The organism is Streptomyces sp. NPDC000594, assembly GCF_040299965.1.
In the GTDB taxonomy this organism is placed as follows: domain Bacteria; phylum Actinomycetota; class Actinomycetes; order Streptomycetales; family Streptomycetaceae; genus Streptomyces.
Window position 1 is genome coordinate 1 of record NZ_JBEPCY010000053.1, and the last position, 17,209, is coordinate 17,209.

20 protein-coding genes are annotated in these 17,209 nt (G+C 71.1%); 5 read left to right on the top strand and 15 right to left on the bottom strand.

Annotation, left to right across the window (positions count from 1 at the left end; translation table 11 throughout):
• Positions 1-69: 69 nt before the first annotated feature.
• From ABT354_RS36255 to ABT354_RS36265, 3 genes are all read right to left on the bottom strand, one after another.
• Entirely contained in the window at positions 70-1,407 is a 1,338-nt protein-coding gene (locus tag ABT354_RS36255; protein WP_351501951.1) for a C40 family peptidase, read from the bottom strand.
• A 555-nt stretch (positions 1,408-1,962) separates the two neighbouring features.
• Positions 1,963-2,463 carry an ester cyclase gene (locus ABT354_RS36260; RefSeq protein ID WP_351501954.1) on the bottom strand — a complete coding sequence of 167 codons (501 nt, stop codon included), beginning with the start codon at positions 2,461-2,463 and terminating at the stop codon, positions 1,963-1,965.
• Between the two features lie 245 nt (positions 2,464-2,708).
• Positions 2,709-3,917, bottom strand: coding sequence for an esterase/lipase family protein (locus ABT354_RS36265; RefSeq protein ID WP_351501956.1), 1,209 nt, complete (start codon positions 3,915-3,917; stop codon positions 2,709-2,711).
• Between the two features lie 284 nt (positions 3,918-4,201).
• Between ABT354_RS36265 and ABT354_RS36270 the strand changes: the two genes are divergently transcribed.
• Positions 4,202-4,510 (top strand): hypothetical protein, encoded by a 309-nt coding sequence (locus ABT354_RS36270; protein WP_351501958.1) that lies wholly within the window; start codon positions 4,202-4,204, stop codon positions 4,508-4,510.
• A 37-nt stretch (positions 4,511-4,547) separates the two neighbouring features.
• Here ABT354_RS36270 and ABT354_RS36275 read toward each other — a convergent pair whose 3' ends face one another.
• The 5 genes from ABT354_RS36275 to ABT354_RS36295 form a co-directional block, all read right to left on the bottom strand.
• Positions 4,548-5,210 carry a methyltransferase domain-containing protein gene (locus ABT354_RS36275; RefSeq protein WP_351501960.1) on the bottom strand — a complete coding sequence of 221 codons (663 nt, stop codon included), beginning with the start codon at positions 5,208-5,210 and terminating at the stop codon, positions 4,548-4,550.
• A 224-nt stretch (positions 5,211-5,434) separates the two neighbouring features.
• Entirely contained in the window at positions 5,435-5,827 is a 393-nt protein-coding gene (locus tag ABT354_RS36280) for a peptidase inhibitor family I36 protein (RefSeq protein WP_351501964.1), read from the bottom strand.
• Positions 5,828-5,874: 47 nt separating this feature from the next.
• The gene (locus tag ABT354_RS36285; protein WP_351501966.1) at positions 5,875-6,267 is read right to left on the bottom strand and encodes a peptidase inhibitor family I36 protein; all 393 of its coding nucleotides are present in this window, start codon (positions 6,265-6,267) and stop codon (positions 5,875-5,877) included.
• Between the two features lie 65 nt (positions 6,268-6,332).
• The gene (locus ABT354_RS36290; protein WP_351501968.1) at positions 6,333-6,716 is read right to left on the bottom strand and encodes a peptidase inhibitor family I36 protein; all 384 of its coding nucleotides are present in this window, start codon (positions 6,714-6,716) and stop codon (positions 6,333-6,335) included.
• A 218-nt stretch (positions 6,717-6,934) separates the two neighbouring features.
• Positions 6,935-7,168 (bottom strand): hypothetical protein, encoded by a 234-nt coding sequence (locus tag ABT354_RS36295; RefSeq protein ID WP_351501971.1) that lies wholly within the window; start codon positions 7,166-7,168, stop codon positions 6,935-6,937.
• A 113-nt stretch (positions 7,169-7,281) separates the two neighbouring features.
• Between ABT354_RS36295 and yidD the strand changes: the two genes are divergently transcribed.
• Together yidD and ABT354_RS36305 are read left to right on the top strand one after the other, a co-directional pair.
• Positions 7,282-7,746 carry a membrane protein insertion efficiency factor YidD gene (yidD, locus tag ABT354_RS36300; protein ID WP_351501973.1) on the top strand — a complete coding sequence of 155 codons (465 nt, stop codon included), beginning with the start codon at positions 7,282-7,284 and terminating at the stop codon, positions 7,744-7,746.
• A gap of 85 nt (positions 7,747-7,831) precedes the next feature.
• A complete protein-coding gene (locus ABT354_RS36305; protein ID WP_351501975.1) occupies positions 7,832-8,350 on the top strand; it encodes a hypothetical protein in 519 nt (172 codons plus the stop codon).
• Positions 8,351-8,368: 18 nt separating this feature from the next.
• Here the strand turns inward: ABT354_RS36305 and ABT354_RS36310 are convergent, their stop codons facing one another.
• The 4 genes from ABT354_RS36310 to ABT354_RS36325 all read right to left on the bottom strand — a co-directional run bounded on the left by ABT354_RS36310 (position 8,369) and on the right by ABT354_RS36325 (position 11,984).
• Positions 8,369-9,745, bottom strand: a complete 1,377-nt coding sequence (locus tag ABT354_RS36310; protein ID WP_351501977.1) for a hypothetical protein — start codon at positions 9,743-9,745, stop codon at positions 8,369-8,371.
• A gap of 208 nt (positions 9,746-9,953) precedes the next feature.
• Positions 9,954-11,192: a serine hydrolase domain-containing protein gene (locus ABT354_RS36315; protein ID WP_351501979.1), complete on the bottom strand. Its 1,239-nt coding sequence runs from the start codon at positions 11,190-11,192 to the stop codon at positions 9,954-9,956.
• Positions 11,182-11,652 carry a DUF1048 domain-containing protein gene (locus ABT354_RS36320; RefSeq protein ID WP_351501981.1) on the bottom strand — a complete coding sequence of 157 codons (471 nt, stop codon included), beginning with the start codon at positions 11,650-11,652 and terminating at the stop codon, positions 11,182-11,184. Before ABT354_RS36320 ends, ABT354_RS36315 begins: the two co-directional genes overlap by 11 nt.
• A 2-nt stretch (positions 11,653-11,654) precedes the next feature.
• Entirely contained in the window at positions 11,655-11,984 is a 330-nt protein-coding gene (locus ABT354_RS36325; RefSeq protein ID WP_351501984.1) for a PadR family transcriptional regulator, read from the bottom strand.
• A gap of 271 nt (positions 11,985-12,255) precedes the next feature.
• On the opposite strand from ABT354_RS36325, the gene ABT354_RS36330 reads away from it, so the two are divergent.
• A complete protein-coding gene (locus ABT354_RS36330; protein WP_351501986.1) occupies positions 12,256-13,110 on the top strand; it encodes a hypothetical protein in 855 nt (284 codons plus the stop codon).
• A complete protein-coding gene (locus tag ABT354_RS36335; RefSeq protein WP_351501988.1) occupies positions 13,107-13,757 on the top strand; it encodes a DnaJ domain-containing protein in 651 nt (216 codons plus the stop codon). The genes ABT354_RS36330 and ABT354_RS36335 overlap by 4 nt, the downstream gene beginning before the upstream one ends.
• Positions 13,758-13,764: 7 nt before the next feature.
• Here the strand turns inward: ABT354_RS36335 and ABT354_RS36340 are convergent, their stop codons facing one another.
• From ABT354_RS36340 to ABT354_RS36350, 3 genes are all read right to left on the bottom strand, one after another.
• Complete coding sequence (locus ABT354_RS36340) at positions 13,765-15,879, bottom strand: M48 family metalloprotease (RefSeq protein ID WP_351501990.1); 2,115 nt, start codon at positions 15,877-15,879, stop codon at positions 13,765-13,767.
• A gap of 94 nt (positions 15,880-15,973) precedes the next feature.
• On the bottom strand, positions 15,974-16,684 hold the full coding sequence (locus tag ABT354_RS36345) for an RNA polymerase sigma factor (RefSeq protein WP_351501992.1): 711 nt from the start codon (positions 16,682-16,684) through the stop codon (positions 15,974-15,976).
• The gene (locus tag ABT354_RS36350) at positions 16,681-16,884 is read right to left on the bottom strand and encodes a hypothetical protein (RefSeq protein ID WP_351501994.1); all 204 of its coding nucleotides are present in this window, start codon (positions 16,882-16,884) and stop codon (positions 16,681-16,683) included. Before ABT354_RS36350 ends, ABT354_RS36345 begins: the two co-directional genes overlap by 4 nt.
• Between the last annotated feature and the right edge of the window lie 325 nt (positions 16,885-17,209).

A 17,209-nucleotide genomic window follows, 5' to 3' on the forward strand; every position in this document is an offset into this window, starting at 1 on the left:
GGGGCGGGGCCGCGCGGTGGCGGCGGCCCCGCCGGGTGGGCCGAGCGGGCCGAGCGGGCCCGCTGGGGGTTACCAGTTGGTGCCGATCTCCACGGCGCTGCTGCCGGCGAAGCCGGGGCCCGAGTAGCGGTAGAGCTTCTGCGTCTTGGAGTTGACCGCGAGCAGGTCGGGGATGCCGTCCCCGGTGATGTCCCCGACGCCGGTGAGGTTGATCATCGTGTGCCAGCCGTTGCCGATCTGGAGCTTGGTGCCACCGTTGTAGTGCGGACCGGAGTAGCGGTAGAGGTTCCCGTTCTCGGCGTCGACGGCGACGATGTCCGCCACCCCGTCACCGGTCAGATCGCCCGTACCGACGATGGTGGAGTACGCGTTCCAGCCGTTGCCGATCTTCGACCGGGCCGCGCCGCCCGCGAAGCCGGGACCGGCATAGCGGTACAGATCACCCGTGGCCTTCTCCACCGCGATGATGTCCGGACGCCCGTCACCCGTCAGATCACCGACCGGGGTGACGTTGGTCATCGCGTCCCAGTTGGTGCCGATCTGGACCTTGGTGCCGCCGTTGTAGTTCGGGCCGGAGTAGCGGTAGAGGTTTCCGTTCTCGGCGTCGACGGCGATGATGTCCGCCACGCCGTCACCGTTCAGGTCACCCGTACCGACGATGTCGCTGATCGAGTCCCAGCCGAAGCCGATCTTCGACCGGGCGGTACCACCGGTGTAGTTGGGGCCGGAGTAGCGGTAGAGGTCACCATTGGACGCCTGGACCGCGATGGCGTCGGGTACTCCGTCGCCCGTCAGATCGCCGACCGCGGTGACATGGGTCATGCCCTTGTCCGGGACGGTCACCGGGCTGTCGACGACCTTGTTGTAGCGGTAGGCCCTGAAGCCCTTGTCGTTGAGGTAGGCGCGGGTGTAGCTCTCCTTGCGGGCGACCGTGCCGGGCCGGGCGTGCTCGATGACCTGGGCCCTGGTGCGGGTGCTGTCGGTCCAGCCGACGAAGAGCATCACATGGGTGCTGACATCGTTCAGCGCGTCGCCCGGCTGGAGGTCGTCCAGGCTCGCGAGCTTCGTCGAGAAGTTGGGGAGCGTCCAGGTCACCTCGGGCCTGGGCAGATGCCAGGCCATGGACACCAGGCCGGAACAGTCGGTCCGGTACAGACGGCCCTGGGGGTCCCGGTGGTAAGCGGACTGGCTGTACGGGACGGCCTGGTCGACCCAGTACTGCGCCCGCTGGACTATCTCGCTGCGGGTGATCGCGCCTCCCGCGCTCGATGTGGCGTTCACCGCGGCGGCGGCCTGCTGGGCCGGGGTGGCGGGGGCGGCCTGGGTGGGGGCGGTCACCCCGAGCACGACCGCGGCGAGCACGGCTGCGGTGACGGCGGAGCGGGAGGAAGTACGACGGAAAGACATGGACACGTCAATACCCTGTTCATGGTGGGAGAGGGGGACAGAGAAAGGGGGCCGGGACGAGCGGGGCTCGGACCCGAAGGTGGTGGATCCCTGGTCGGGTGCCGTCCGGCGGGCACCTGCCGGGTGATGCCTCCGGGCGACGGAGTCAGCTTCGCCGCACTCCGGAGCGGGAGGAAAGGGGGGAACGATGGCCTGAACGGGCCGGGGAAGGATCCGGCCATGGAGGGTGGCGGAGAAACCGGGTCACGGGTGGGTGACCCTCCTTCGGCGCGGGGCACCGCAGTGCGCACCCGTCCCCGGGCCGCCGCACATCACACGCTGAGGGCCGGAGCCGAGGGAGGTACCGCCCGGTGCCGGGCCCGGCCCGGGGTCGTGCCTGGGGTCGTGCCCGAAGTCATGCCCGGGGTCATGCCCGGTGCCCCGTCCGGGGTCAGGTCGACGGCGGTGTCCCGGGTTTCATGACAGGTCGGGATCCGGCCCGGAGAGGAGAGCCGGAGCAGAATGAGCAGCACACCCATCGTGGTCCCTGGCGCGGAGGTCGGCGGGCCGCGTGGGTCAGCGGTCGGTACGGCGGTCGCTACGGCGGTCAGTGCGACGCTCGGTGTCGGTGTCGGTCGCGGTCTCAGCCTCGGCCTCGGCCTCGGTGGGCGCGATCTGCCGCAGCAGGCCGAGCATGTCCGGGGCGACCCACTCCTCGGCGATCCTGTCCGCCGCGAAACGGTAGACCTCGACACTCCGATAGCCGACCTGCCGGCCCGTCGCCTCGAACTGCTGAAACGCGCCCAGGTGCGTTCCCCGGAAGCCGACCAGCACCGTGACCTTGTCATCGACGCCGAAGATGTCCTGGATGTCGATCCTCAGGTCCGGAAAGGCGTCCAGCATGGACTGAGCGCCGAGGCGCCAGATCTCCCGCCCGTGAAGGGGCTCGGGGGTACCGGGAACGTTGGCGATGAAGTCCTCCGCCAGCAGCTCCTGGGCCGCGTCGAGATCACCGCGCTCCACACACCGGTACGCCGTGCGCAGCAGGGCCATGTTCCTGTCGACGGTGACGCTCATCCCGTTGTCCCTTCGGAGGCGGAGGCGGAGGCGGCAGGCCCGGCACGGTGATCGCTGGGGCCCGATGCCCTCCAGTGAAAACTGTGACGCCGTGACAGGGTCAAGGGATGTGGTCGAGGGATGTGGTCGAGACACGCGGTCGAGACACGCGCCAACGCCCGCGACCACGCCCCCGGCCGCTCCGCGTACGCACCGCGGCCACGCGGGCCGGGCCCGCGTGGCCGATGACAGGGATCAGTCGGGTATCAGTCGGGGAGCCGCTCCAGCAGCCAGGCGCCCAGTTCCTCGGTGATGGCCGTGTGCCCGGTGGTCGTGGACGAGCAGCGGAAGTCGTCCAGCTCGCTCTCCTCCCGCGCCAGCCCGTCGATGTTCACATACAGATCGTCCTGCTTCTCGACGTCACGGATCGCGACCGCGCTGACCGAGGGGACGAAGCACACATCCTCGTGCCGCAGCTCGACCTTGCCGCCGAGCTTCGTCAGTGCCCCGGCGAGGATCCCGTACGTCTGCAGGGTTCCACCCGGTGCGCCGTCCACTTCCGGGAAGCCGCTGGTCGTGATGGTCTTCTCGGCCTTGGGGAACCTACGGTTCAGATGGGCGGCCGTCACATCGTCGCCCTGGGCCTGGGTGTAGAAGGTGGTGTCCGGGTAGATCCGCTCGATCCGCAGCGCGACCTCGCCGGGCTTCACCTCCGGCAGGCCGATCCCGTCGGCACGGCCGTTGGCCACGCCGATCTTCATCGGGATCTGCGGCCATCCGCCGACCCGGTCCAGGGCCTCCAGGAACTCCGTACGCTCCTGCGCGACGCCGATCTTGCTGGTTTCCTTGTCGTAGTGCTGCCACAGCATCTGCCGCGCGGCCTGGCTGTCCATCTGCTTCGCGAACTTGTTGGGGAACGGGATGAAGTGGGAGAAGGCCTGCACACCGACCGGGACGGAAGCGCCCCGGTGCGGGCTGTCGTAGGAGAAGTACAGCCCGGTCCGGTGGTCCTTCTCCGCTGTCTCCAACTTGGCCAGTGCATAGCGGGTGATGATGCCGCCCATACTGAAACCGCCGACGACCAGGCGGGCCTCGTCCACCTGCTCGGCGATGGCCCGCATGATGGTGGCCTCGGCGGCCTCCGCGTTCGCCAGGATCGACGCGCTGCGCTCCTCGAAACCGAGCAGGATCACATCCCTGCCGCGCCGGCGCAGCTCACCGATGAACGGGAACTCGCCGCCCTCCAGCCCCTGGTAGAGCACATCGAGCCTGCTCGGGCCGAGGTTGAAGCCATCGGCCAGGATCACGGGCCGGACAAGACCGCTGTGGTTGCCCTCGCCGGGAAAGACCCAGGCGAAACCGTTGGGGACGGTCCACTCGTCGTGCTCCGGCACCTCGATCGGCGCGGCGGGCTCGGCGGTCGGCGGACCACCGAGAGTGAACGAACCGACATTGGGCTCGGTCGTCGCGGACATGGTCGTACTCCTTGGAGGAGGGGGTGGGCGAGACGACGTCATCATGGTGGGCGATCCTGCGCATCACCGTGCTGAGCTGCGCGGTTCACCACATCTGATGGAGCATGCCCGGAAGGGGTTTGACGTGCCCAACGAGGGCCGTCCGCCTGGCCCCGCACTCGGAAACACTCGGAAGGATCGCTCATGCCCGTGGAGAAACCATCCCGCGCCCTGCCGGAAGCCCCGGGCCCGGAACTCCTCGGCCGCGACGAGGACCGCATCGTGCGGCTCTTCCTCACCGAGTCGTGCGACGACGCCCCGGCGGACGTCCTCCTCGATGTCCAGAGCTGGTCGAACGGTTCAGCCATGACCCCGAAGCCCCGGTACGGGCCCGCGCCGCCGGCGATCCGCGGCTGTCACCGGAGTCCGCCGCCCGGCTGGCCGGTGACGCCTGCTCCAGCGTCCGGTTCTCGGCCTACCAGAACCCGGCCCTGCCTCCCGCGACCCTGGTCCCGCTACTCCTCGACTACCGGCACGGTGCGGGGGACGCCGTCCGCAACCCGGGGATCCCGGTGCCCGTCCTGCGCCGTATGGCCCGGTCGGCTGTACGCTGAACACCGCACCGCGTGCCGACTGCCGGGTACGGGATCCTCAGGCGGGGCGTTCCGCCATGACGACCACACCCGGCCACTCGTCCGCGGGGAGCCGGAGTTCGGCGACCGTACGCAGTCCGGCCCCCTCGATCAGCTCCACGAGCTGTTCCGGCCGCCATTTGTGGGTCGTCCAGCGAACGGGTACGCCGCCATAGGCCTCGGTGCGCACCACGTCCTCGTCGCCGACATGTGTCGCGGTGATGAAGTGCCCGCCCGGCTTCAGGGCGTGTGCGAACGCGGCGAGGACCTGGGGAAGGACATCACGGGGGAGGTTGAACAGCGACCACCACCCGAGTATGCCGCCGAGGGAGGCCTCGGCCAGGTCGAGTTCGGTGGCGGAGGCGACGCCGAAGCGGCATTGCGGATGGAGCCGGCGCGCGTTCTCGATCATGCGGGGCGACAGATCGACCCCGGATACGTCGAGTCCGCGTTCGGCGAGGTAGGCGGTCACGGTCCCGGGTCCACAGCCGACGTCGAGGACGGGCCCGAGCCCGCTCACCGTGTCGGCGAAGGCGTCGATCGATGCCTTCAGCCAGGGATGGGTGCGGATGTCGCCGACGCCCGTCGTCACCACCATCCGGGCATAGTTGTCGGCCACCCGGTCATAGGACTCACGGACCATGTCGAGATCGGCCGGCCGGTCGGTACGGTGTGCGCGCATCGGCCCACCCTAGGACGTCGGACGCCGGACGCCGGACGCCGGACGCGGTCGGGAGGCGCACCGCTCGATGCCACACCGCTTTTTCCGGGTGAGGCATTCGACCGGCATCAGGGCATGTTGATTCCGTGCCCCGCACGCACACGGCACGGGGCACGGAAACGGTGAACTCGATTAACGGTTTCGCTAGGTGATAATTCTTCTTCGGCGGGCACAGCGATCGGCTGTCACAGCTGAGGCTGTGCGCTCCCCATACAGACATAGTCGTCGGGCCCGGCCCCGACCGGGTTGCCGATGTCGCTGCTGAACCCGCCGGCCGGCAGAGTGCGTGTCACACTCCAGGTCGTGGGGCTGTTCGGCTCCCAAACCCTGGCGGTGACCGGCAGGTTGTTGGAGTACGACCTGATGTGCGCGAAGGCGGCGTGGCCGTAGGGCCTGAAGCAGGCGTTGGTGCTGGCGCTGGCGATGCGGTCACCGGTGAAGTTGGGGCCGTCCCAGATGCACAGCCTCGCCGCGGGACAGCCACCCGCCGCGGCGGCGGGGGTGACCGACACCGCCATCCCCGTACCCGCCAGAGCCAGCGCCGAGAAAACAGCGGCCGATCTCTGCTTCCAGTTCATATGTGTCCCCTCGACAGTGATGAGAGATAAGAGTCCAACCGCTCGGGCTATGAACTCCCGGGGAGCGCGCTGCCCAGACAGATCTTGTCGAAGGGGGCCCCACCGAGCGGTGTTCCGATATTGCTGCTGAAGCCACCGGCCGGCAGTGTGCGCGCCAGTGCGAATTCATCGTTCTTGACGTGCCAGATCTTGGCCACGACGGGAAGGTTGTTGGAGTACGACCTGACCGATCCAAAAACCGTGATGTCGTTGATGAAGAAGCAGGTGTTGGTACTGGCACTGGCGATGCGATTGCCGGTGAAGTCGACCCCGTCCCAGACACACAGCCGGGCCTCGGGGCAACCACCCGCCGCAGCGGCCGGGGTGGCCGACACGGCCAGGCCCGAACCGGCCAGCACCAGGGCCGAAAGGAATGCCGCAGATCTACTCGTCCAACTCAATTTCTCTCCTGGGAGATCGGCCGACCACGGAAAAAGCGGATTCCCGGCACCCGGGAACGGCCGCATCAGGGAGTGGCGTTGCCCATGCAGATCATGTCCGCAACTCCTCCGCCGCGAGGGGTACCGATATCAGAGCTGAAGCCACCGGCAGAAAGGGTGCGCGCGGCGAAATAGCCGCCGGGTCCGTACTCGTAGATCTTCCCGCTGACGGCGGAGTTGTTGCTGTAGGACCTGACCGAGCTGAAGCCGGCCGTGTCATTGATGAAGAAACAGGCATTGGTACTCGCGGATGCGATACGCGTTCCCAGGAAATCGGTACCGTCCCAGACGCAGAGCCGCGCCGTCGGACAACCTCCCGCCGCGGTGGCCGGAGCCGCGGAAACCGTGGCCCAGGCCCCGGCGACAGCGAGCGTGGAAATGACAGCGGCGGATCTCTTGACCCAGTTCATTCGAATTCCCCATCCAGAAGGTGGTACCTGAAATAACCCGACTGCCGGGCAAGCCAGGATTACCCCACCACTACCGCCTTCATTCCAAGAAATTATTTTCGTACCAGCTGGTTTGAGCCATTCACGATCCGAAATGTACGATGATGCCCCAGAGAAGAAGCACCCAGAAGATCACAAATCGTCGAACGACGACCCCGGAGCCGTGGCGAAAACCCACATCATCCGAGTGGATCACGCACATCCCGTGATACGCCCGGGGCGTGCCCGAGGACGCCCCGGGCGCGGAGGTCGGCGAGGGGGATGTCCGGCCGGTAGAGGCGGCCGTCGTCGCCGTCCGCCGGGGCGGCGTGGGCTCGGGGCTGCGCGGGGACGGGAGGCTCGTCCCCGGCCGGGTGCTCCTGGGGCTGCTGCGGGGCGGGGCCGGAGCCCAGGGGCCTGCGACGGGTGGTCATGGCGGGGATCGTACGGGCATCCGACCCCCGCCCAGAGCACCGACTCGGCACCCGGAAGTGCCGCCCGGCCCTCCGTATGATCGTTCCATCGTGACGGGGAGGGACAGGGCACCATGACGCAGGACGAGAAGCGCGGCCGCGGGAAGAACAGGAAGAAGAAGGGGGCGGACGGCGAGGAGGAAGAGGGCTGCTGCGCCGGGACGCTCGACACCGCGACGCACCCATGCTGCTGCGGGGGCGGCATATCGGGGCAGATATACGGACTCTTCGCCGTCCTCGCTCTCTCCCTCACCAGGGCCGGGGCCGGTCATGGCGCGGACCCCGCCGCGCCCCCGCCGGGCGGGCGGATGGCCGCCGCGATGTACCGGTCCGTGCGGCACTACCGCGTCGCGGTCAGCCCGACCCGGCCCGCGTGCTGCCCCTACACCCCGAGCTGCTCCACCTATGCGGTCAAGGCCCTCCACCGCCATGGCGCCCTCCGCGGCGGCCGGCTGATCCTGGCGCGTCTGCTGCGCTGCCGTCCCGGCGTCGCCCGCCGTCGCGGCCGTCATGACCCGGTGCCGCCCGTTCGCGGCTGACCGGCCCCCCGGCCAGGGCGAACCGAGTGACCACAGTGAGCGGGAAGACGTCGTGCGGCGCGGCAGGCCTCGGAGGGAGCAGCGCATGGATGGGGTGGCACGGTCCGGTCCGGTGAGCGGCGGGGTCCGGGTGCTGTGGTGGGCCCTGGCCGCCCTGGGGGCCACCGCCTTCGCGGTGGGTGTCTCCGGCTTCTACCACCTGGGTGCCGACACCCGGGGGCGTGGGGTGAACATGGCCGACGGCCCCGGCTCGGGCTGGTACACCGTCGCCTTCGTCATGGGCGCGCTCTGGCTCTTGGCGGTCGCCGGCTGCGCCAGGGAGCTGTTGGACAACAGGCCCCTCGGCCCCGGCGTACTGCTGCCGCTCACCGTGACCATGCCCGTCGGAGCCTCGATCGCCTCGGGCGGGCTGCTGCTGGTGGGGCAGGAGGAGCGGCACTGGGACGGGGTCCGGGACCTCATGATCGGCGGAGTGGCCCTGCCCCTGCTGCTGTGGTGGTGGAACGCCTCCCTTCGACGGCGCCGGGGCCACCCGTCGCCCCGCGACCACGGCCAGGGCCACCGCCAGGGCCACGGCCAGGGCCACCGGCGATGGCAGCCGTGAGCGGTGAACCGTGAGCCGTCAGTCCGGCCGGGACGCGTAGCGGGAGTGGGCGAGGGCCGCGGGGAAGATGTCGTAGCGGTGTACGTACTGGCGCCAGCGGTCGACGGCCGTGGCCATATTGCGGGTGCAGGCGGTGTAGCTGCGGCAGTTCTCCGGGTCGGTGAGGGCGCGCAGCTCCGCCAGGTCCAGATCGCCTCCCGTCAGGGCGGGGTCGGGCCCCGACAGCGGCCCCTGGTGGTGGGTGCCGAGGGCGGCCTTGACCTTGCGGACATGGCCTTCGTCCCAGAGGCCGTGGCCGTGGCTCCGGACCGGTGGCGCCGTGGGCAGCCGGGAGTCATGACGCAGGCTGGTGAGGGTCATGACGGCCCAGCCGTCGGTGAGCTGGTGCAGTGGGTGCGGCAGTTCGGTGGAGCAGGTCAGATAGGTGAGGTAGTCGGCCAGTGCCCGTGGGCCGATCCCGTGGCGGAGCAGGGCCGAGCAGATGTTGAGGTTGTGGTCGGGCTTCTTCTCGTCGTGCTGGATCTGCCATATGTCGTGGTACGGCGTGAAGGCCCTGGTCCATTCCTGGAGGAGGGGGTGGGCGGTGAGGCCGTTGTAGAAGGCGTTCTCGGACATCTGCGCGGAGGCGCCGGAGTCCACGCTCCGCATCGAGAGCTGTTGGCCCAGGGTCAGACCGGACGGGTCGTGGTAGGTCCCGGTCAGCCTCAGCAGCATATTGATCAGCAGGAGGTCGAGTTCCCGCTCCCAGACCGCTTCCCGGGCGCCCGGCGCCTCCAGGTGGGGGAAGAGATGGTCGAGGGCGATACGGAACATCTTCCCGGCCTCCCGGGCGCACGTTTCGCCGCTGTATCTCTGGTCGGCCAGGGCGGCGTCGCACCACAGGGCGGATATGGCGATGCGCATGTCCACGGGGACCGCGTCCGTATGGGTCAGGAAGGCGAAACGCACGGCCGATTCGGAGTTGCCCTGGGTGGACTCGCGGCCCAGCCGCCACAGTTCGGCCCCGGGGCGGCCCGCGTTCAGGACGCATTCCCGGTCCGGGCGTACGACACGGTAGTCATGCGCCCGGAGGCTTCGGGTGTAGGGGTCGACCCAGTCCAGCTGGTGCTCCTGACCCGGCGTCCGGGCCCGTGCCGCCATCGGTCCCAGGATGCCGATCACCGGGTTGGTGGTGACCAGGGCGCCCTGTCGGCCGATACGGGCATGGCGGCGCCACCGGTCCGGGTCCAGCCGGTCCAGGGCGCGGGCGGCGGGGGGCGGTATCGCGTACTCGACCGCTTCCGTCATGGCGACGGCGGCGCTCCAGGGGCGGAAGTCCTCCCGTGCGACTTCCCGGGGATCGTCGTACGCGGCCAGGACACTGATCCTGGACGCCGGACCGGTCACCGAACCCACAGCCACCCCTTGCTTCATCCCGGTGGTGCCGACGACGTGGCGCGCGCTGGTCCGTCCGCTCCCCCGGCCGCTCCCGGCCGGGCGGGGCCGCACACGGCCAGGGGAGTTCTCCCTGCCTTCTCCCCCGTCTTCTTCCCAGAAGTCGGCCGACCGCGCAAGAAGGCGGCGGTCCCCCACTACCGTGTCCCGGCTGGAAACCCGTCGCTCGTCAGTCGTCGTCGATCGCCTGGTAGAGGGTGGTCCAGAAGTCATGGATGGCCCGCGAGGAGTCGGGGGTGGACATCCCGGTCTGGGTGAGCAGGATGCCGACGAGCCCGTTCTCCGGGTCGGCGTACACGGTGGTGCCGGATCCGCCGTCCCAGCCGAACTGGCCGATGGGCGCGTAGTCACCGCGGTAGGTGCGGACCGCCATCCCGAAGCCCCAGCCGCCGTGCTGCCCCTGACCGTGTGCCAGATGGACGACTTCACGGGCCCAGCTCTCCCGGGCGGCCAGCTGCCCGGGGGTGAGGCGATTGGTGGTCATCAGCTCGACAGCGGGCCGGGAGAGGATCCGCTCGCCCCCATACGTCCCTCCGTCGAGCAGCATCCGGAAGTAGGCGTGGTAGTCGTCGACGGTCGAGTCGAGCCCGCCGCCGCCCGACGGGAAGGCCGGAGGCCGGCTGTGGTGTCCTCCTTCGGCCCGGTCCGCCACGGTGAACTCCCCGGTCAGCGGATCGGGGGCGTAGAGGGGCGGCAGCCGGTGGATCCGGTCGGCGGGCACATGGAAACCGGTGTCCTTCATGCCCAGCGGGTCGAATATGCGTTCGCGCAGAAATGTCTCGAACGGTTGGCCGCTGACCCGGGCGACGAGCACACCGAGCACATCGTCGCTGACGTTGTACTGCCACCGCTCCCCGGGCTGGTGCATCAGCGGGAGCGTGCCCAGGCGACGCATCCACTCGTCGGGATCCGGCGCCGGCAGCATCCATTCCAGGCCGTAGATCCCCCGCTCGAAGAAGGCCGCCATCATCGGCGAGTCCTTCGCCGTCATATCCAGTCCGAGCCCGAACGTGGAGGTGAGTACATCCCGTACGGTGATCGGCCGCCGCGCCGGCACGGTGTCGTCCAGCGGGCCGCCGACCCGCTGGAGGACCCTTCGGTCGGCCAGCTCGGGCAGCCACCGGTCCACCGGGTCGTCCAGCCGCAGCCGGCACTCGTCCAGCAGGACCATCGTCGCCGCCACCGCGACCGGTTTGGTGGTCGAGGCCATCCGGAAGACGGTGTCCCGGCGCATCGGCGGACCGCCGTCGTGCCGCATTGTCCCGATCGCCTCGACATGGGTCTCCTCGCCCCGGGCGACGAGGGCGACGAGGCCGGGGATCCGCCCGGACTCCACATGCCGTGTCAGCACCTCGCGCAGTCTGCGCAGCCCTGCCGGGGAGAAGCCGCTCCTGTTGTCATCCCTCATGGTTCTCCTCCCGCGTACAGTCCTCGATGGATGCGGTCAGCCGCTCGCGCTCACGGGCGGGGACGAAGCCGCCCTCCGAGTAGTTCTGGGCGAAGGCGTCGGCGAACTCCACCGGGTCCTCCCCGACGATCCCGCGGATCGGCGTTCCGTCCGCGACGGCCTGCTCGAAGAGGTCGGCGAGATCCTCGAACATCGACTGGTTGCTGTCGCCGTCGGTCGGCACGAAGTGCATCAGGTACCGCTCGATCGCCTCGACCGCCGTGCGGTGGTTCGCGGGGAGCCGGCGTGCGCGTTCCTTGTACGCCCTCCAGCGCTTCTTGGGCCCGATCACCTTCGAGATGAGGCCGCTCTTCCCCGTGTCGGACATGGTCACTTCCTTATCGGACATGGTCGCTTCGTCAGGGGATGTGGTGGCCTCGTCGGGGGACGTGACCGCCTCGTCGGGGGAGCTGGTCGACATGGTCACTCGGCTCCCTCGCGGAGCTGTTCCAGTCGCTCTGTGAGGAAGCTCCAGGTCCTCCAGAACTCTTCGAGGTACTCCTGTCCCCGCGCGTTGAGGGAGTGCATCTTGCGGGGTGGCCCCTTCTCGGAGGGGATCTTCTCGACATCGACCAGGCCGCGCTTCTCGACCCTGATGAGCAGCGCGTAGATGGTTCCTTCGGCGATGTCGGTGAAGCCCTGTTCGCGCAGGCGGGCCGTGATCTCGTAGCCATAGGCGGGCCGGCCGGACAGGGACGCGAGGATGATGCCCTCCAGCGTTCCCTTGAGCATCTCCGTCATCAGCTTGGTCATGGGGCACCTCCTCCCTGAGCTATTCAGCGTCATTGAGTACTGGTACACAGTAACGCTGACTACCGATGCCGGGCAAGGCCGAACTCGCTCTACGGGAAACGGAATCCGGGATCCGGGATCCCGGACGGGACGGGATCCGGGAGGGGATCCGGGACACGGCATCCGGAGGGTTTCGCTCCTGGAGTTCCCCCGCCGCGCGGTGCGGGGCACCATGGGAGGGGCCGGTGCCGGCGAGGCGCGGGCGGGCGAACAGGACACGGGGGAGGCGGGCATGGCGCCGAAGCGGCTGCCCTGGCACAGGGGTGGTGGGGGCGGGTCGGAGGCCGACCGGGCGGACGGGAAGGCCTCCTTACCGGTCCCGGCCGCCGAGGAGCCGGTGGTTCCGGCCCGCGCCGCCGGGGAGCCGGCCGTTCCGGCCCGCGCTGCCGGGGAGCCGGCCGTTCCGGCCCGAACCATCGGGGACGTTCCGGCCCGCGCCGCCGGGATGGACGCCCCGGTCCATGGCGCCGGGCAGCTGGGTTTCGTCCAGCGCCCCGGGCGCGACCACTGGTGGGAAGAGCTGAGCCCGAAGGTCCGCGACCGGATGGTCTCCCGGGTCGGACCGGTGGTCGAGTGGTGGGCGTACTGCCACCACACGGACGAACGCCGCCCGTACGCGGTGGTGTTCGGGGAGCGTGGCCTGGCCGAGTGCACCCCGACCGTCAACGACCGGGGCGGGCCCGCGCAGCTGATCACGGTCGTGCCCTTCGTACCGTCGTCGCTGCGGCACGCGGTCGTGATCCAGCGGGCCGGCCCGCCGCCCTCCGGCGGCCCGCCCCTGCCGGGCGTGGACACAGCGGAGCGGCCCACCGGGGAGGTGCCGCTGACGGAGCGGATGCGCGGATTCATCGGCAATCTGCCGCCGGAGGCCCAGTCCCGGTTGCAGTGGCCCTTCGCCAACGGCGACACACCCGTCCGGAGCGACCTCCATTACTCCGGCGGTGCGGACGAGCTGGACATCTGGTGCTATCTCGCCGGGCGCCGCTGGGTGACCTTTGTGTCGGGCCATGGGAGCGGGCTCTCGGGGCCCGCGCACCGCGCGTCGTGGCGGCTCGTGTGCCGGCAGGCCGAGGTGGCGGTGGGATGAGCCCGTCCGCAGGTGAGCCGGATCTCTACGCGGTACTCGGTGTGGCGGGGGACGCCACGGAGGCGCAGATCCTGCGCGCGTTCCGGCACCGGGCGCTGATCGACCACCCCGACCGGGGCGGTGACGCCGAGGCCTTCCGGGGGCTGTACCGGGCCCGGGAGACGCTTCTGGATCCGGCCAGGCGTGCCGCGTACGACCGCCGCCGCGCCCCGCGACCGGCCCCCGGCGCGACCAGGACCGCCGGTGCGCAGACCCCCGGTGCGACGAAGACCCCCAACGGAAACGGCCCCGGTGGAAACGGCCCCGGCCGGAAGGACCCGGGACCCACGCGGCCCCCCGGACCGGCCGCCTCGGGGACGACGGAAGCGGACCCCGACCCCGACCCCGGGAACGGCCCCGGGAACGGCCCCGAGCCGCCGCCGGCCGACCCGTTCGCCTGGGAATCCGGCGCGGGCCCGGCAGCCGGTCCCGGAGCCGGCCCCGGCCCGGCGAGCGACCCGGGCCGGGCCGATGACGACTCCTGGACGTACACCGATGTCGGCCCCGGCGCGGAGTTCTCCTGGCGGCGCGCCGACCGCTTCGGCTGGTGGGAGCCCGGCGCCGAGCCCCCGCCACCGAAGCGCCGCCGCCGCCGAGGACGGGCCTGACGCCCGGTCACCCGCAGCGCGCCCCGGCGATCCGCGCCCGGTTCGGTACGAGCAGCACCGCACCGGCCTTCAGCACCTCCCGGGCCCCCAGCCTGTTCAGCTCCCGGAGCTTCCCGACGGTGGTGTCATGGCGGCAGGCGATGCCGGACAGGGTGTCGCCCGGCCGCACCCGGATGATGTGGGACAGCAGGTCGTCGGGGCGCACCGTCGGACGCAGCGGATGCTCCAGCAGGTACCGCGCCAGCCCGGTGATCTCCGGGACCGGGGTGGTACCCGGCACCAGGGTGGCGCCCGGCACCGGAAGGGCACCCGTCGGCGGGTCCGCGGTCGGCAGGGCCCCCGGCAGCGGACCCCCCGGCGTCCATCCCCCCGGCAGGGTCGGCCGGACCTGTGCGACGCCCACCCGGCCCGCCGGATAGGGCTCCACCCAGTCCGCCTTGATCAGCATCACGCCCCACAGGGCGAACAGGACGACCAGCGTGCCGAAGGTGAACCGGCGCACGCTCTTCTGCCGCCGCAGCTCCTCCGCCACGAAGTCCGGCACCAGCCGTGGGATCCTCCGCCCCGTGGTGCGCCCGGCCGGGGCGGGTACGGTACGCAGCGCCAGCGGTACGGGCGACTCGGCCGCCAGGCCGAGCCGGGCCAGCTCGCGGCGGAGGCCGCCCACCCCCGCCGGGCCCCGGGCGGCGGCCGTCACCAACTCGTCCAGGAACCGGCCGGAACTCCCGTCACAGACCAGCCGGTACCCCTCGGTCCAACTCAGTGACCAGCGCGCCAGCCCGGCCCCCGCCAGCGCCTGCCCGGTCAGCGCGTACAGCCCCTCGGCCAGTTGCTCCCCCGGCGAGGGCGCGTCCGTGAACCGCCGTACCAACTCCTCCCGGTCCCCGCACTCCAGCAGATCCAGAACCGTGCCGAGCGTCGGCCGCGCGGTCACGCCGACGCCGCGCGCCGCGTCCAGCAGCAGGCTCGCCGGCTCGATCGCGAACGCCTCGGCGGCCAGGTCGGCCCATTGCGCCCGGGGCAGCGCGGTCGGCGCGGTCCGTGCCTCGGCGAGCATCCGCCGCTCCACCCGGGCCACCGGCCGCCGGTCGGCCAGCAGCTCCCCGACCCCGGCGGCGGGGTACTCCCCACCGCCCCGCGCCTCGATCAGGGCCAGCCGCCGGAGCAGCGGCGGATGGGAGTCCAGCGGGGAGCCCGCCGCCTCGACCGGGTGCGCCCGCCGCTCGGCCAGACGCTCCCGTACAGCCGGGTCCTCCACCATCGCGGCGAAGGTCCCGAAGACGTCCTCGGGTACGAATCCCAGCCCCTGGACGGGCCGCAGGAAGCGGTCGTGGAAGCCGCTCCAGGCGAGACCGAGGGCGTGGACGGCGCGCAGCGCCCCGGCGGTGGCCGCCGGGCCCGCCACGGCGACCGCCTCGGCGTCCGCCTCCAGCTCCTGGCTGCGCCGTACCGCGAGGGTCAGCCGGAGATACAGCCACGCGTAGCGGGCGACCACCCAGTGGAAGATCCCGGTGTAGCCGAGGAACCCCTGTCCGGCCGCATCGGTCATCCGGAGCCGGAAGAGGGTGAAGCGCAGCGACTCCGCCCCCCGGTAGGAGATCGCGCCGAAGCGGGTGTGCCGGCCCGCGTAGTGGCCGAGTTCATGGGCGAGTACGGCCCGCAGCTCCGCCGGTTCCAGACAGGTCAGCAGCGGCACCCCGAGGTACATCGTCCGCTCGCCGACGATCAGGCCGAGCATCGGTGACTCCTCCGACACCGACGCGTTGACCTCGGGGGTCAGCAGGATCCGGCCCGGCGGTCGGGTGTCCAGCCGCTCCGCCAGCTCGTCGACCAGCCGCCAGAGGCCGGGCGCCTCGTCCCGGCGGACGGGTACGGCGGCGGGGGGCACTTCGCCGGTCCGGCTGACCGTGACCAGCCCGTACCCGAGGGCGAACGCGGCCGGGACGCAGCCGCCGATGACCAGCGCCCAGCTGCCGACGCGGGTGGGGGTCTCCACGATCCCCCACAGGGTGACCGCCACGAACCCCGCGTCGAGGAGGAGCAGGGTGCAGACCACCACATAGAAGCCGGCGAGCAGGGTCACGGCCAGCAGTCCGCGCAGTCCGCCCAGGACGGTTCTCACGGGCGCTCCTCCCGTCTCACGATCGCTCGTCGTCCCGTGTCACGGCCGTCCCGTCTCACGATCGCTCGTCGTCCCGTGTCACGGCCGTCCCGGCTCACGGTCGCCGCTTCAGCCGCCGGGCCAGCTTGGCGCGGGCCCGTTCCGGCTCCGCCGGGTCCGCGAGGACGGCCGCGCGCAGCCAGGACTCGGTGTCCCTGAGCGCCCGGTCGACGGGGTCGGGTACGCCCCGGCCCGTCCCGGTCAGCCGGATACGGTCACGCTCCTCCCGGCCCGGCCCCACCACGAACGCCTCGCGACCGCTCATCTCCGCGTCGGCCATGCCCAGCGCCTCCCTGAGTGTCCGGCGCGCCTTCGACACATTCGCGGCGACGCCGCCCCTGGTCATCCGCAGTGCCTTGGCGATGTCCCGCTGCGACCACCCGTGCAGACAGAAGAGCACCATGGTGACCCGCTGCCGGGGTGGCAGGGCGGCGAGCAGCCGTAACACCTCGCGTGCCTCGGCGGTCCGCTCGGGGCCCGCCTGCACCGGGACGGGCAGATCGGGGAGCCGGTCCTGGCCCTCCCGGCGTCTGCGGTACGTCTTCCAGAGCCGCTGGACGGCGACCCGGTACACCCAGGCCTCGGGGAGTTCGTACCCGGCGATCCGGTCCCAGGCCCGGTAGGCCTCGGCGAACCCCTCCTGTACGGCGTCCTCGGCGTCCTCCCGGTTGCCGCACAACATGATCGCCTGGGCCAGGAGGCGCGGATGGGCGCAGGAGAAGAAGGTCTCGAAGTCGCGTGCCCGCGCGACCGGTTCGCCGCTCACGGGCGGGCCCCCCGCCCAACCATCTGGCCGGCCATCTGCCCGGCCATCCGACCGGCTGTCCGCCCGGTGGTCCGCTCCGCCGTGGCCACGGCGTGCCCCCGGGCGCGCCCCCGCGCCCTTCGGCTCAGGAGATCCGTCGGCGCGCACACCAGCTGGGCGCACACCGTCACCACCACGACCAGCGTCACTGGGTCCAGCATCCTCAGCGTCCTTCCTCCGGCAACCGATGTCGACACCCGGATACAGCCGCCGGCGCCCCCCGTGTTTACCCGGTGCCGGAATTCCATGATGGCCGCGCCCACCCCCGGCGGCGCCCGTTCCGTCACGTCCGTCCTCGGGTATCTCCCCCGCGTACATTCCCTGGCGTACGGGGGGTGCGCCGGCGCGCGGTCGGGCGCTCGACGGCGTTACGGGGGAAGGGGCACAGGAAAGGGCCCGGGAAGGGGTACGGGGAGGGTCGCGCGAGGCCCGTGCTAGCGTTGACGGCGCAGGGACAAACGGGTCGACTGCGGAACCGGAAGTGGG

Bases quoted from the DNA above. Each gene is read 5' to 3' on its own strand.
- ABT354_RS36255 (WP_351501951.1), bottom strand. From the start codon at position 1,407: ATGTCTTTCCGTCGTACTTCCTCCCGCTCCGCCGTCACCGCAGCCGTG.
- ABT354_RS36260 (WP_351501954.1), bottom strand. From the start codon at position 2,463: ATGAGCGTCACCGTCGACAGGAACATGGCCCTGCTGCGCACGGCGTAC.
- ABT354_RS36265 (WP_351501956.1), bottom strand. From the start codon at position 3,917: ATGTCCGCGACGACCGAGCCCAATGTCGGTTCGTTCACTCTCGGTGGT.
- ABT354_RS36275 (WP_351501960.1), bottom strand. From the start codon at position 5,210: ATGCGCGCACACCGTACCGACCGGCCGGCCGATCTCGACATGGTCCGT.
- ABT354_RS36280 (WP_351501964.1), bottom strand. From the start codon at position 5,827: ATGAACTGGAAGCAGAGATCGGCCGCTGTTTTCTCGGCGCTGGCTCTG.
- ABT354_RS36290 (WP_351501968.1), bottom strand. From the start codon at position 6,716: ATGAACTGGGTCAAGAGATCCGCCGCTGTCATTTCCACGCTCGCTGTC.
- ABT354_RS36295 (WP_351501971.1), bottom strand. From the start codon at position 7,168: ATGACCACCCGTCGCAGGCCCCTGGGCTCCGGCCCCGCCCCGCAGCAG.
- yidD (WP_351501973.1), top strand. From the start codon at position 7,282: ATGACGCAGGACGAGAAGCGCGGCCGCGGGAAGAACAGGAAGAAGAAG.
- ABT354_RS36305 (WP_351501975.1), top strand. From the start codon at position 7,832: ATGGATGGGGTGGCACGGTCCGGTCCGGTGAGCGGCGGGGTCCGGGTG.
- ABT354_RS36315 (WP_351501979.1), bottom strand. From the start codon at position 11,192: ATGAGGGATGACAACAGGAGCGGCTTCTCCCCGGCAGGGCTGCGCAGA.
- ABT354_RS36320 (WP_351501981.1), bottom strand. From the start codon at position 11,652: ATGTCGACCAGCTCCCCCGACGAGGCGGTCACGTCCCCCGACGAGGCC.
- ABT354_RS36325 (WP_351501984.1), bottom strand. From the start codon at position 11,984: ATGACCAAGCTGATGACGGAGATGCTCAAGGGAACGCTGGAGGGCATC.
- ABT354_RS36330 (WP_351501986.1), top strand. From the start codon at position 12,256: ATGGCGCCGAAGCGGCTGCCCTGGCACAGGGGTGGTGGGGGCGGGTCG.
- ABT354_RS36335 (WP_351501988.1), top strand. From the start codon at position 13,107: ATGAGCCCGTCCGCAGGTGAGCCGGATCTCTACGCGGTACTCGGTGTG.
- ABT354_RS36350 (WP_351501994.1), bottom strand. From the start codon at position 16,884: ATGCTGGACCCAGTGACGCTGGTCGTGGTGGTGACGGTGTGCGCCCAG.